The organism is Undibacterium sp. Ji49W, from assembly GCF_049340205.1.
In the GTDB taxonomy this organism is placed as follows: Bacteria; Pseudomonadota; Gammaproteobacteria; order Burkholderiales; family Burkholderiaceae_D; genus Undibacterium.
The window spans coordinates 336998-351301 of the sequence record NZ_JBMPOW010000004.1 but is presented as its reverse complement, the minus strand read 5'-3'; the positions used below and the strand labels follow the sequence as shown (position 1 = coordinate 351301).

Genomic DNA, 14304 nt, shown 5'->3' with positions numbered 1-14304 from the left:
GTGGGGTGTTTAATGGAGTGGCCGGGATCAACGAGAACTTTACCGGTACGGCGGCAACGCTTGCGGGTACGACTGTGAATGGCAATGCGGGTGATACGGATGCCATTACTTTGAGTGGCGCTGTCAATCTCACAGGCGCAGGTAATCGAGTGAATGGCGGCGGTATTGGCGGCACCATTTCCAATATCAAGATATTAAATTTGGGAAATGGCAGCAATAACATCGAATTTGCCAATGCAACATCGGGAATTACAACGCTTAACGGCGGTACTGGTGATGACACTGTAAATTTCGTCAATACGGGGACTACATTTATTGCCGGTACGGTCAATTTGGGTAATGGTAATAACATCTTGTACACAGATCATGATACCTACACAGGAACTTACACAGCAGGTTCCGGTACGAATGATCAACTCACATTGCAGAGTGGTACGAATATTTCTGGTGCCACGGTGTCCGGTTTTGAAAATTTGAATCTAAACTTCGCTGATGTGACGATGACAGTGGCGCAATATAATTCATTCACTACAATCAATGGTTCAGGAACAGAGCAAATCACGTTCAGCACAGCGGGAACTATCAATGGAAATACAACGATTGAAAACTATGTCCTTGCTAATGGCAATAATTTTTTTTCTGGCACTACAGGATTAGTATCTGTAACAGGTGGTACGGGAAATGACAATATGTCTGTTCCCAATTCCGCAATAACTGGGGCTACCAGAATTGACGGTGGCCTTGGCTTTGATGGTCTGACCATTCTTAACGGCTTGGGAGCGGCTTTAGACATCAGCACATTGGTAAGCAATGTTGAAGCAATTGGCTTTTATGTGGGTGCCAATCCTGCCTGGACATTTATCAATGAAAATGGTGTGGGTGTTTCATTAAACGTTATTCGTTCAAGTAATAGCGATTTAAATAACGTCACCCTGGGCAGTGGTGGTCAGGTACTCAATATGGTCGGAACAGCTACTGGTAATACAACAATTACTGGTGGTTCTGGCAAAGATACAATCAATCTCTCTGCCAGTGTTGCCGGTAATGAAGCGATTGTTACTGGCTCAGTGATCTCTGCCATCGATACGGTAGTCAATTTTAAAGTCGCAGGTATTGACGTGTTCAAGACAGGCACGGCCGCAACGACATTGAATGCATTGAATATCGCAACCGCAGATACGGCAACATTTGCCGCTGCTATTGCAACGGCGGCTACTGCTGCCGGCGCGGCCCTGGCATCCAATACCCAGGCTTACCTGGTTACGGTAAGTGCCGGTACTGCAGCCGGTATTTATGCCTTCCAGAACATTGGTGGCACAACCGGTACGGTGGATGCGACTGACTTTATCATTAAAATTGTCGGTGCAGGCACCATTCTGGTGGGTGACTTTGTTGCGTAAATTCTGAAGCTTGAAACGAGGCTGAAAAATTGGTAGATCCTTCACAGGATCTGCCAGGTATTTTCCTCGGACCATCAATATCATCCTTATCGTTACTACCTGGGATATCTATGCTTACCATGCTCAAACGCTTGCTGGCGGTAACTGTTTTCTTTTTATGTTCCGGTACCTTAGTACAGGCTCAGGAGCTAACCCACCTGGGTGTTCCTGCCGCGCGCATGATTGCCATCAACGGTAATATGTCATTCTGGGGCGGTGCTTTGCCACAATGGAGTGTATGGCAGGTCGGTCAGTTGGCGCCGACAACTACAAATTCTTATTCGGTACCCGTCGGCTATTCGCTGGTGATACTTGAAATCGAAACCATGCAAAATCCATTGGCGCTTGCAGGAAATGCCAGGCTGTACTTGAGCCCGCCTGGGCAAGCAGGTACGGGTATAGTCACGTTGCTGCATGTACCCCTTGAAGCAAGTACCGGCTATCCGATGAAAACGCAATTGCTGTCGGCTGGTGTACGTATACCCGGTGGCTATGGCATGTTCTGGGGCGCATATGTTCCCCAGAATGGTGGCAACGCCACCTTGAACTGGATCATGCGTGGTTACCTCGTCAAAGAGTGATTTTTGATGCAATACATATCTTCATCAAGAAAAACGAACTGGCAAGCCTGGTAATAACGCAGCCATTTCGTTTTTCTGAATAATCTGCTTCTTGCATCATTTCCCCACAGTCGATCTGTCCCACACTGCCATACATGCTTTGTGCCATGCCTTTGCATGCCTGGGCTGGCAAGTTGCGCGTGGACGTTTCATGTTATTCCTACCAATACATAATAGGTGATAGTATGAAACGACAGGTATTGCTTATCCATGCGGTAGTACTGCTTGCAGCAGATGATCAAAAAACTGGGGCGGCAGGTAAAGTGCTGACACAGACGACAAAAAACTCATCGTAACGGCATCTTAATGAAAAATGATATCTTCATCATACTAATATGGCCTTGACGCCGCAGATTTCGTATTTTCTGAAACGATGGCGCCGGTTAATGCTGACGTTTTCTCAGGCATTAGGTATGGTGCTTTGCCTGATGACGGGTCTGGGTCTTTCATGCACTGAGGCAGCGAATTCAGTAAATGTAGCAAATCCAGTACTGTTATCAGGGAACAGCAATCGCTGGCAGCCTTTGAGTGACAAGGTATTTCAAAACCTGACAACCGACAATGGTTTACCTGCCATCGTCATACAGGCTATTGCCGAAGATACCCAGGGTTTCATCTGGTTTGGAACGCAGGGTGGACTGGCACGCTGGGATGGTTATCGATTCAAGGTTTATCAGCAAAATTTAAAAGATGTAAATGCGCTGCCAGAAAGTTCCATTCTGTCCCTGCATGTAGACCATTCCGGTCGCTTGTGGGCAGGGACAAATGGCGGAGGACTGGTACGTTACGATACGGCTCGTGATCGTTTTGTCCGCGTACCTGTGGGCAAGAATGGTACAGGCGATGGAACTATTTACGACATCGCCGACGATGGCGGGGCAGGATTATGGATTGCAACTTCAAATGGCGTTGATCATTACTCGCCAGATACAGGCCAGGTATCACATGTACGCCATGTGGAGAGTGACGCAGGAAGTTTGCCCAGTAATGTGATTCGTACCGTATTGCGCGACAAAAGTGAGACCTTATGGATAGGCACGCAAAAAGGATTGAGTTATCTTGATGGGAAAACCAAAAAATTGAGCCACATGGGTTTTTCTGCCGTGCTTGCTGAAAGCCCCAATATCAGATATCTGGAACAAAGCAGCGATGGACTTATCTGGGTTGGCACGGCGAATCACGGGGTCTATCTCATCGATCCCCTGGCCGGTAATCCCATATCGATCAAAGCTGCCGGTTACCGTGGCGATGAATTACGTAACGACACCGTCACTTTCATTAAGGAAGTAGCGCCTGGGCAGATGTGGGTAGGCACCGTCAACCACGGCATTGTTGTGCTGGATAAACAGACCATGCTGGCGCAACGCCTGATACATGATACAGCCGCCGCCAGTAGTTTAATTGACGACACGCCCGAATCGATTTTGCAAGACCGTGCCGGCACTATCTGGGTAGGTACCGACGACGGCGTAAGTCGCCACAATGTCAGACAGTCAGCCATCCTGGCGATGAATGGTGGTATTGGCGCAGTCAATCGCATCAAGGATAAGAACGTCACTTCTGTATTTGCGATGAACGATGGCAGGGTCTGGCTGGGCTTGAAAAATAACGGCATTCATATTATTGACCCCGATGCAGCAAGCGTAAGCTGGTTAAAACCGGATGTGCGACAAGCGGGCAATCCACCTCCGGACTCTGTATTTACGGCTTTCACTGAGCCCGTCAATCAAACCATCTACATTGGTTCACAACGCGGTTTGTATCGTGCCAATGCAGATGGTAAGCAGATGCAGCAAGCGCACTTTGCGCCACTTGATGCTGTCATGCCTGTCAATGCCATCAGTCAGGAAGGCAACCTGCTTTGGGTGGGGGCCGAAGACGGTTTGTGGCGCATAGACTTGTCAGGTGATTTGCGTATCACCAGTGGCAGAGCGAAAAAAGTCATCAATGATGGCCCGGTCGAAGCGCTGGCCCTTGATGCAGATAATATGTTATGGGTAGGTATGCGTGGCAGTGGCCTGTACCGGATTGACCGGACGACCCTCGCGCATACCCATTTTCTGGCAGATAAAGCCAATCCTGCGGGCTTGTCATCCAATATTGTAACCACCATACTGGTTGATGCACGCAAGCGTCTCTGGGTAGGTACCATGGGCGGGGGCATTAATGTCAGTGTGGTCAGTGTGGCCAATGTGTTGTCGACTACCGGCAGCAAACTGGAATTCCGGCAATTGCAATCGATACACGGCATGCCCAGCGATTTGGTGGATACGCTGATCGAAGACCACCGGGGGCAGATCTGGGGCAGTACCGATGGTGGTATCGTGGTGATCGACCCGCTGGATTTCAAGATCAAATCGCTGCAACGTGCCGACGGTGTGGCAAGCTCAACTTATTGGGCACATTCTGGTGCGGTCACATCACGTGGTGAAGTATTGTTTGGCAGTGCTGGTGGCCTGACTATCGTGAACCCCGAACTGATCAAGCAATGGGATTATGATCCACAATTGGTGATTACCCATATTGAAGCAGGTGGAAAAGTTGTTCAGCCTCCGCCATTGCCTGATACGAATTTCAAGAATCCAGTTCAGATTAAACCAGACAGTAACAATATTGCCGTAGAGTTTTCTGCACTGGATTATTCAACGCCAGCCCGTAACAGGTATGCGTATCAACTGGAAGCTTATGACACATCCTGGCTGGAGGTTGATTCAAATCACCGCATCGCCAGTTATACCAATTTGCCGCCAGGCGACTATCGTTTGCGTATCAGGGCGACCAATCGTGAAGGGCGCTGGGCAAAGCAGGAAATATCTCTGCCCATTCGTGTGTTCCCTGCCTGGTATCAAAGCTGGTGGTTTGTGTTGTTGGCAATGCTTGCCGTTGCCGTGGGAATCTTCATGCTGATACAGAAGAAGACCAGTAATTTGCTGCGTCGACAGCGTCAATTGGAAGTGCAGGTCTTGTTACGCACGGCTGACCTGAATATCAAACAGAGTGAGTTGAGTGTCGCCAATAGCGAATTGCTGGAAGCTAATACGCATTTGAGTATCGCTAATACCCAGCTCGCCCGGACCAATGACACTATGCGCCTTCTTGGTGAAATTGGCAGAGGCATCACTGCCATTCTGGACGTGCAATTACTGTATCAGTCATTTCATCAGCATGTGGCAGATTTACTGGATAGCAGCCGTTTCTCCATCTATAGAAAAGACAGTGTCACGGGCGAGTTTCAATTGGTGTTCGGGATTGAACGGAAAATCAATACGGATGACCTGCATCAGTTTCTTTTTGTTGAAGCGTCGTGTGTGTCAAAGGTCGCCGGCAGTGGTGAGGATTTGCTCATGGATGCCTCGCCAGATTTGCAGATGGCAGGCATACCTGTTTATTTGCAAACAGCCTATCTGGTGCCATTGTTTGCTTCAAATGCGATACAGGGCGTTGCCTGTCTGTATTCGGACAGGGCACATGCCTATGGTGAACGTGAAAAGTTGATGTTTTCCACCATTTGTTCTTTTGCCTCCGTTGCGCTGGATAACGCGGAAGCGCACCAGCAACTGGCACATGCGATTGATACTTTGAAAGACGCGCAGCAGCAACTGATCTTTCAGGAAAAAATGACCGCTTTGGGAACTCTGACTGCCGGGGTAGCGCACGAATTCAATAATGCAGTTAATTTTTCACATGTCGGTGCGCAGAACCTGGAACATGATCTGCAACGGTTTTATATCATGCTATTGAACATGGCCGGGAATGATGCAGATCAGACTGTGATCGAACAGTTTCGCGATAGCTTCACTGGCTTGCAGATGCATGTGAAGAGCGTACTGGATGGTACCCGTCAAATCAGACAGGTGGTACAGGATCTGTTGACTTTCAGTCGGGTTGATGTGTCGCTGCGCAAGCCGGTATTGATTGTCAATAATTTGTTGACGTCAATCAAACTGCTGCATAGCCAGACTCAGGATGCGATGGAGATTCAATGTGAGCTGGATGCGAATCCAATGATAGATTGTGCTCCCGGTCAACTGAACCAGGTATTCATGAACCTGATTCTGAATGCCTATCACGCGGTAAGAGAAAAACAGATTCAGACAAATAGTGATGTTGCTGGTCTTCTTGCGATACGCAGTTCGCTCGACGTCAATTGCTTGTTGATTGATTTTGAAGACAATGGAACAGGCATCAAGGCGGAACACATGGAACGTATTTTTGAACCCTTCTTTACCACCAGAGAAGAGGGCGTAGGCCTGGGGCTGTCAACATCGTACAGCATCATACGCGCGCATGGCGGTGATATCACCGTGCGGTCAGAATATGGAAACGGTAGTTGTTTCACCATTCGTCTGCCCGTCAAAGCGCAACCGAATTAAAACGGATTGCATCCGCAGCAGCGAATGCAAAGCCTTATCGTAAAACTACAGTACAGTCAAAACCGGCGATGATGTATTCGCTATTCGTTTGCTTGTTTAGTCTTCGTTTGTGCCGTGATCTGGTCCATAGACCAGCCGCCACCCAATGCCCTGACCAATTGTACCGTTGCCCGCCTGTGTTTGGTATTGAGATCCAAAGTACTGCGCTGAGCCTGAAGATAGGCAGTTTGTGCCACGATCACTTCAATCTGGTTGATCACACCCTGCTGGTAACGCTTGCTCGCCAGTTCCAGCGCACGCTGGGCCGATGCGGCTGCCAGGCTATCGGCTTTTGCTGCTTCGCCATATTGGACCAGTAATGCGAGTTGGTCTTCAACCTGCTGGAAGGCAGACAGTACGACGGCACGATAACGCTGCCCGTTTTCATCCAGCACAGCTTCAGCATCAGCGATCTGTGCTTTGCGGCGTCCACCGTCCAGCAGGTTGAGGGCAAGTGTTGGCCCCAGTACCCAGTACAGATTGGGCATTTCTACAAATTTTGCCAGATCGCTGCTTTGCAAGCCTGCAGACGCGTTCAAGTTCAGCGTTGGGAAAAATGCAGTTTTTGCCATGCCCAGTCTGGCTGCCGCCGCTGTCACACGCAATTGCGCCGCCGCGATATCTGGCCTGCGTTGCAGCAGTGTAGACGGTACGCCAATCGGTATCAGTGGCGTCGTCACGGAGACGGCCTTTGGTGTGATGGAAAAATTCGATGCATTGGCACCTGTCAGTGCAGCTATTGCATGTTCAAGCACCGCTCGCTGCCCCTGTACCTGCTGCATTTGTGAACGTGTTGATTCCAGTTGAACCTGGGCGCGCGCTACATCCAGACCAGATGCAATGCCATTTTGGTGGCGCCGCTCTATCATTTCTACGTTGCGGGCATAGGCCGCGACTGTTTCGCGTAATAGCCTTGATTCTTCATCCATACCACGCAAGGCAATCAGTGTATCTGCCAGTTGTACCTGCAAGGACAGTTTTGCCGCTGCAAGGTCTGCCTGGGCGGCCTGTTCCTGGGCGACACCGGCATTGACTTGCTGACGCACACGACCCCAGAGGTCAACTTCATAAGCAAAGTCGAGACCGAAGGTGGCGCTATTATATTCATTCGGCGAATTAGGCCCCAGGACACGCAGTGGCCGACGTTCTGACTGCCGGTTACGTTGGACGTTGGCAGAAGTGCCCAAGCTAGGGGATTGTGCAGCCAGCAACACATCCGTTGCCGCACGTGCCTGTTGATAGCGTGCGAGGGCAGTTGCCAGGTCAGGGCTATTTTGTAACAACTGTTCTTCCAGCGCATTCAGTTCAGCATCCTGGAAAATGCTCCACCAGGCCTGGCTGGGCAAGCTCACATCAGTTTCTGCGGTGCTCCATGCGCCTTTAGCTTCCTTGAAGGTAGCTGCAACTGTCACGCCACCCGGCTGTGCCACCGGGACCTGACTGCAGCCTGCGCACCATAGGGCGAGTGCCGCTGCGACATATCGTTTCACGGTGTCCCTTTCTGCTTGTTCTGAGGGTTCTGACTGCTGGCGGCAATACGCACCAGATCGCCGTTTGCCAGCCCGTCCGGAGGACTTTCGACGATACGGTCCTTGCGGTCAATTCCAGCGGCCAATTCAATGACATTGCCCATATCACGTGCCACCGTGACCTGCTTCAGCACTACGCGGTTATCGCTATTGACGGTAGCGACCTGCACGCCATTCTTGCCTATCATCAGCGCACCTGGTGGCACACTTACATTTTCTACAGAGCTTGCGGCAGCAAAGCTGACTGTGGCAAAGCCGCCTGGTAACAATTCTCCGCTTTCGTTGTTGACGGAAAGCTGTATCAACATCGTGCCCGAACCGGGGCTGATGGCTTGCGCCAGCGATTCGACTTTTGCTGCATAACTGCGACCAGGGCGCTCTGGTACGCTGACCTGGGCGACACTACCGCTACGAATGACGGCCAACTGACGTTGCGGCACGCTGACATAGACACGCAGGCGACGCACGTCTGAAATCACAAACAATTCACTGCCTGGTGCACCACCGACATTGATCAGTGCACCGATGTCAGTATTGCGCGCAGTGACCACGCCATCAAAGGGGGCTACCAGGCGAGTATAAGCTTGTAGTGATTGCACCCGATCCACGTTCGCCTGCAAGGCTTTGACTACCGATTGTCTGGCCGTCAGGTCACCGGTTTTTTCATCAACTTCTTGCCTGGATACCGCATCTGAACTCAGCAATGCCTGCCAGCGTTGCGCGGTGCTGTTTGACAGTGCCAGGTTGCTTTGGGCCGTGGCCAGTTCCGCCTTTGCTTGTAGCAGTTGCTGGTCCAGATCCGGCGTTTCTATTTGTGCCAGCAATTGCCCTGCCTTGACCTTGCTGCCTATATCAACAGTCCAGTTTTTCAGGTAACCGCTGACGCGCGCATAGATGGGGGCACGGGCCCATGGCTCGATACGGGCCGGTAATTCAAGCTGGGCAGTATTGACATTTGATGCTGATAGCAATGACACCGTCGGAATATTGCGCTCACCCGTGCTTTGCTTCAGTTGTTCAGCCTGTGAGCGGCGACTGATAAGACCGGTGATGACGACAATAATGGCGACGGCAGTCAGGGTCAGGCCGAACAATTTTTGCCGGGAACGCAAGAAATCAGTTTTCATTTATGGATACTCCTAAAGCAGGTTGCGGCAGTGCATATGTGCGGCGGCGGGCTTGCCAGTCATGTACAAGGCTGAAGACGACGGGGACGAATACCAGAGTGGCCAGGGTTGCAAAGAGCAGGCCGCCAATGACGGCCCTGCCCAGCGGAGCATTCTGCTCGCCACCTTCACCCAGCCCCAGCGCCATGGGCAGCATACCTATAATCATGGCGAGCGCAGTCATCAATACCGGACGGAAGCGCACGAATCCGGCTTCCAGGGCCGCGCTGGAGGCATCGCCCAGTTCTGCCAGTCTTTCCCTGGCGAAGCTGATGACCAACACACTGTTGGCCGTGGCCACCCCCATACACATGATGGCACCCGTCAGTGCAGGTACAGACAGGGTCGTATGAGTGGCAAACAACATCCAGATAATACCCGCCAGTGCAGAAGGCAGGGCAGAGACGATGACAGCAGGATCAAGCCACGACTGGAAGTTCACCACGATCAGCAAATAAATCAGTAGCACGGCACCCAGCAGTCCAAACAGCAGGCCGGAAAAAGCCCGGTCCATGGTGTACGCCTGACCCAGTAATTGTACGGAGGCACCTTTGGGCAAATCTGCCGTGGTGTCGGCCAGGACGCGGCGGATATCTTCACTCACGGCACCGAGGTCACGGTCTTGAATGGCAGCGTGGATTTGTACCATGGGTTGTACATTGTACTGGCTGATGAGAGCACTACCGGTGCTGCGTTCAAAACTGGCCAGGCCACCCAGTGTAGTTGCATTTGTGGTGATGCCATTGCCAACCGGCAGATTGGCGAGAGCAGCGAGAGAATCCAGCTGGTATTGCGGTGTCTGCATGACGATAGGGTAACTGACGCCATTGACCGGATTCAGCCAGTAGGTCGGTGCTACCTGGCTGCTGCCGGCAAGATTGACCACCAGACTGTTGGTGACATCACGCGTGGTCAGACCCAGCAGTTGCGCCTGGGTGCGGTCAACATCCACATTGAAAACAGGCGCCTTGTTGGATTGCTGTATGCGCGCATCTGCCACACCAGGAATGGCACGTATGCGTTTCAGTAGTTGCTGCGCATAGGCAAAGTTGGCCGTGATGTTGTTACCCCGGATCTGCACATCTATCGGCGCGGGTGCGCCGAAATTGAGAATCTGGCTAACGATATCGGCTGGTGGAAATGAAAACGTAGTGTCCGGAAATTCACGTGGCAGGATATCGCGCAACTGCCGGATGTATTCTGCGGTAGGGCGATGGCCTTCGCGCAATGCAATCTGAAAATCCCCGTCTTGCGGTCCCATCACCCCGGTGTTGTTGTAGGTAAGATTGATACTGCTTGGTGGCAAGCCGATATTGTCGACCAGTGTCGTGATTTCTTCAGCCGGTATCACGCGGCGTATTACCTTTTCAATACGGGCGAACCGGACGGCAGTTTCTTCCACCCGTGTACCGACAGGGACACGGGCATGCATCAATACCTGACCCGAATCGACTGAAGGGAAGAAATTGCTGCCGATAAAAGGTAATAACAGGAATGACAGTGCAGTCACTGCCAGGAAAGCAATGATGAAGATGGGGCGATGGCTGATCGCCGTTTTCAGCAAATTCTTGTAGCCTTCCCGCAGGTGTTCAAAACGTGCTTCAAAATTACGCTGGAATCGCAGCAGCGGATTACGTGTCTTCGGTAATGCATGTGCATCCGGGTGGTGGGTTGTATGTGCCCGCAGCAAATAATTTGCCATGGTCGGCACCAGAGTGCGTGACAGCAGGAAAGAACAGATCATTGCAAAAATCACCGCTTCGGCCATGGGCACGAACAGGAAGCGTGATACCCCTTCCAGGAAAAACATGGGGATGAAGACGATACAGATGCATAGCAATGAAACCAGGGCCGGTGTGACAATCTGCTGTGCACCGTCAAGTATGGCGGTTTCTACATCCTTGCCCTGTTCCAGATGCCAGTTGATGTTTTCTATGGTGACCGTGGCATCGTCCACCAGAATACCGACGGCCAGCGCCAGGCCGCCCAGCGTCATCAGATTCAAGGTTTCGCCAAAAGCTGCCAGCGCGATGATGGAACCAAGGATGGACAGTGGTATCGATATCGCGATGATGACCGTGGAACGCCAGCTACCCAGAAACAGCAGGATCATCACACTGGTCAGCGCGGCGGCGATGGCCCCTTCCAGCGCCACCCCGCGTATCGCTGCCCGCACAAACAGGGATTGGTCATTGATGGGCACCACCTTCAGTGCCTCTGGCCACGAGGGTTTAAGGGCGAGCAGTTTGGCCCGGATATTGTCGACAATCGCCAGTGTGGATGCCGAACCATTTTTCAGTACCGACATCAGCACAGAACGGCCACCGTCGACATGCACAATATTGGTTTGCGGGGCGTTACCGTCATGCACGTCCGCCACATCGCGCAAGTAAATGGTACTGCCATTCACTACTTTCACCGGCAGTCGCCCCAATTCTTCAATCACCGAGGGTGCGCTATTGAGTTGTATTGTGTATTCCAGGCTGCCTATTTTTTGCGTGCCTACGGGCACCAGGATGTTTTGGGCGGCAAGTGCCGCAGAGATATCCTGGGCAGACAGGCCGCGTGCCTGCAACGCAGCCGGTTTGATATCTATCTGTACCTGACGCTGTTTGCCGCCGTAAGGCAGGGGAATCGCCGAGCCTGGTACTGTGATCAATGGCGTACGTACGGTGTTCATGCCCAGATCAAACAGATTCTGTTCCGACAAGCCCTGGCCGGACAGCGCAAGTTGCAGAATCGGCACAGTGGCGGCGTTGTAGTTGAGGATCAGTGGTGGCGTGATACCGGCTGGCATCTGGCGCAATGCTACCTGTGCAATCGCCGTTACCTGGGCATTGGCAACGGCAATGTTGACGCCAGGTTGAAAGTAGATTTTGACGACACTGACACCGGAATAAGTATTTGCTTCTATGTGCTCAATATCGTTCACCGTTGTCGTCAGGCTACGCTGAAACAAGGTAGAGATACGGCCCGCCATCTGGTCAGGCGGCAAGCCAGTATATTGCCAGGCCACAGCGATGACCGGCATGCGTATCTCGGGAAAGATATCGGTAGGCGTACGCAATGCAGCCAGAGGACCAACTATCACCAGCACCAGGGCCATGACGACGAAAGTGTAAGGGCGTCGCAAGGCAACGCGGACGACATCAATCAACACTGTAGGGCTCCGGTGGACTGCGGCAGATAAGCCTTGGTGGAAGAAAAAAGCATGATCATGGAACGCATTTTACTTTCGCCTCTAAATGGGTGAAGTGGGTGCAATGGGTGCAATGGGTGTGAATGTAGACCAGAACTCGTCCCTGTTTATGGAATGAATTCCAGCTAGTCCGGGAAACTGCACAAAGGGTAAAAAATGGTGACGCAGCAATCTGCCCGGATAGCAGGCAAGGCACCTGGAACGACATGCAACAGGCTATTGATGCGATGGCTGGTCAGAATACTAGTGGGCTGTAACAGTTGAAAACAGAGTGCCTTCCGCTTGCGCGACGACCATGACTGCGTTGCAAATGCTCGCGATAGTTTACTATCGCTGTGCTTTGCGCCTTGCCCTGATCGCCGGGCAAGCGTCTTTCACTTCTGTTTCAACTGTTACAGTCCACTAGCAGGCAAGAATAATGCCCAGCTGCTACCAACATGCACCATACATAGAATAGTAAACAAACTGGGCATGCATGACTAGTGGGGATAATGCGCATAAGCTTATGAATTACATTCATGAATGACTGACAATAAAGCCATTTGCCCCGGTTGGCAGGCTGGTATTGAATCTTGATTCTTGCTTGCAAGCGCGGGTGAGCAACCTGTCACATTGTTGTCACCTGGCTGTTACATATTATTCATTTGCGCAAGGAAAAAAGCTGGTAAACCAGTCAAATGTGGTTCTTGAATACTGTTGCCATGCTCCGTGCAGGAAAGTTGTCTTTATTTTCATTTTATGGTTTTTTGAGCCGTACTTGCAGGCATTATCAGTCTGGCTACAAAATGCTATGTACGCCAGCGAACAGACTTTAAACCGACTCTGGTAGATTCTGATACGCATGGCATTTGGGTCTGGATAATGTTCCATACCGAAAAGGCTCTCTTTCAAATCTGGCGGAATATACCTATGGTGCCCATTCTTAGCTGGACTTCTACTCTGGAGAAATAAATGAAACAGCAAATAAAATTGATATTCGGTTTGTCCGGTCTGCTTCTGGCGGCTCATGCAAGTGCTCAGATCACGTTTTATGAAGGCGAGGGCTTTCGTGGGCGTACCTTCAATGCCAACGGACAACAGTCTAATTTACGCAACAGCGGCTTCAATGATCAGGCCTCGTCTGTGATTGTGACCAGCGGGCGCTGGGAAGTCTGTGATGATGCCAATTTCGGTGGCCGTTGCATGGTGTTGCGTAAAGGCAGCTACGATACCCTGTCAGGCATGGGTTTGAATAATCGTATTTCATCCGTGCGCCCTCTGCGAGGCAACGGTCGTTATGAAAATGAAGCACCAGCGCCCCTTGATACACCCAACTATGAATACCGTCGTCGTCCGAATGAAAGCATGTACGAAGCACCCGTCACATCGGTGCGCGCCGTGGTTGGTCCACCAAGTGAACGTTGCTGGATCGAACGTCAGCAAGTACAGGGCGAACGTAGTGAGCCGAACGTCGGTGGTGCCATTGCCGGTGCCTTGATAGGTGGCATTCTTGGTCATCAGGTTGGTGGTGGTACCGGCCGTGATCTGGCTACAGCAGGTGGTGCAGTAGCAGGTGGTGCACTGGGCTCCAATGTGGGACGCAATAATGGCAACAGTTACCAGCGTGACGTACGTCGTTGCGAAACTACCGCCAATAACAAACCCGAATACTGGGACGTTACTTATAATTACCGTGGCGTAGAGCACCGCGTGCAAATGAGTACGCCACCGGGATCCACCATTGCTGTCAATCGCAATGGCGATCCAAGATTGTAATTCTGGTGTTTGATTGCCAGTACCTCCATCGCTATTGATGGATTAGGACAAGGCCGTATGCTTTTGCCAGCATACGGCCTGTTTTTTTTATACCTTGAAATGATGCAAAATGCCAGCTCTTACAAGGCTGGCATTTTTCATCAATGATTCTTTATTCCCGACTAGTGGACTGTAACAGTTAAAA

7 protein-coding genes are annotated in these 14304 nt (G+C 51.2%); 4 read left to right on the top strand and 3 right to left on the bottom strand.

Annotated features, from left to right (window positions below; genetic code table 11):
• The 3 genes from ACO0LK_RS07235 to ACO0LK_RS07225 all read left to right on the top strand — a co-directional run.
• On the top strand, positions 1-1400 hold a 1400-nt coding region (locus ACO0LK_RS07235; RefSeq protein WP_422973584.1), incomplete at its 5' end, for a beta strand repeat-containing protein.
• A 110-nt stretch (positions 1401-1510) separates the two neighbouring features.
• The gene (locus tag ACO0LK_RS07230; RefSeq protein ID WP_422973582.1) at positions 1511-2020 is read left to right on the top strand and encodes a hypothetical protein; all 510 of its coding nucleotides are present in this window, start codon (positions 1511-1513) and stop codon (positions 2018-2020) included.
• 425 nt (positions 2021-2445) lie between these two features.
• A complete protein-coding gene (locus ACO0LK_RS07225) occupies positions 2446-6432 on the top strand; it encodes a two-component regulator propeller domain-containing protein (RefSeq protein WP_422973580.1) in 3987 nt (1328 codons plus the stop codon).
• 80 nt (positions 6433-6512) lie between these two features.
• Here ACO0LK_RS07225 and ACO0LK_RS07220 read toward each other — a convergent pair whose 3' ends face one another.
• Genes ACO0LK_RS07220 through ACO0LK_RS07210 form a run of 3 tightly spaced genes read right to left on the bottom strand, consistent with a single transcriptional unit; the run spans position 6513 to position 12323 of the window.
• Positions 6513-7961, bottom strand: coding sequence for an efflux transporter outer membrane subunit (locus tag ACO0LK_RS07220; RefSeq protein WP_422973578.1), 1449 nt, complete (start codon positions 7959-7961; stop codon positions 6513-6515).
• Positions 7958-9127, bottom strand: coding sequence for an efflux RND transporter periplasmic adaptor subunit (locus ACO0LK_RS07215; RefSeq protein WP_422973576.1), 1170 nt, complete (start codon positions 9125-9127; stop codon positions 7958-7960). The genes ACO0LK_RS07220 and ACO0LK_RS07215 overlap by 4 nt, the downstream gene beginning before the upstream one ends.
• Positions 9117-12323 carry an efflux RND transporter permease subunit gene (locus ACO0LK_RS07210; RefSeq protein ID WP_422973608.1) on the bottom strand — a complete coding sequence of 1069 codons (3207 nt, stop codon included), beginning with the start codon at positions 12321-12323 and terminating at the stop codon, positions 9117-9119. Before ACO0LK_RS07210 ends, ACO0LK_RS07215 begins: the two co-directional genes overlap by 11 nt.
• 993 nt (positions 12324-13316) lie before the next feature.
• Here ACO0LK_RS07210 and ACO0LK_RS07205 point away from each other — a divergent pair.
• Complete coding sequence (locus tag ACO0LK_RS07205) at positions 13317-14120, top strand: beta/gamma crystallin-related protein (RefSeq protein ID WP_422973574.1); 804 nt, start codon at positions 13317-13319, stop codon at positions 14118-14120.
• The last annotated feature ends 184 nt before the right edge of the window (positions 14121-14304 follow it).

What these genes read in the sequence shown, in the direction of transcription:
- ACO0LK_RS07215 (WP_422973576.1), bottom strand. Translation starts at nt 9,127, where the DNA reads ATGAAAACTGATTTCTTGCGTTCCCGGCAAAAATTGTTCGGCCTGACC.
- ACO0LK_RS07230 (WP_422973582.1), top strand. Translation starts at nt 1,511, where the DNA reads ATGCTTACCATGCTCAAACGCTTGCTGGCGGTAACTGTTTTCTTTTTA.
- ACO0LK_RS07205 (WP_422973574.1), top strand. Translation starts at nt 13,317, where the DNA reads ATGAAACAGCAAATAAAATTGATATTCGGTTTGTCCGGTCTGCTTCTG.
- ACO0LK_RS07225 (WP_422973580.1), top strand. Translation starts at nt 2,446, where the DNA reads ATGCTGACGTTTTCTCAGGCATTAGGTATGGTGCTTTGCCTGATGACG.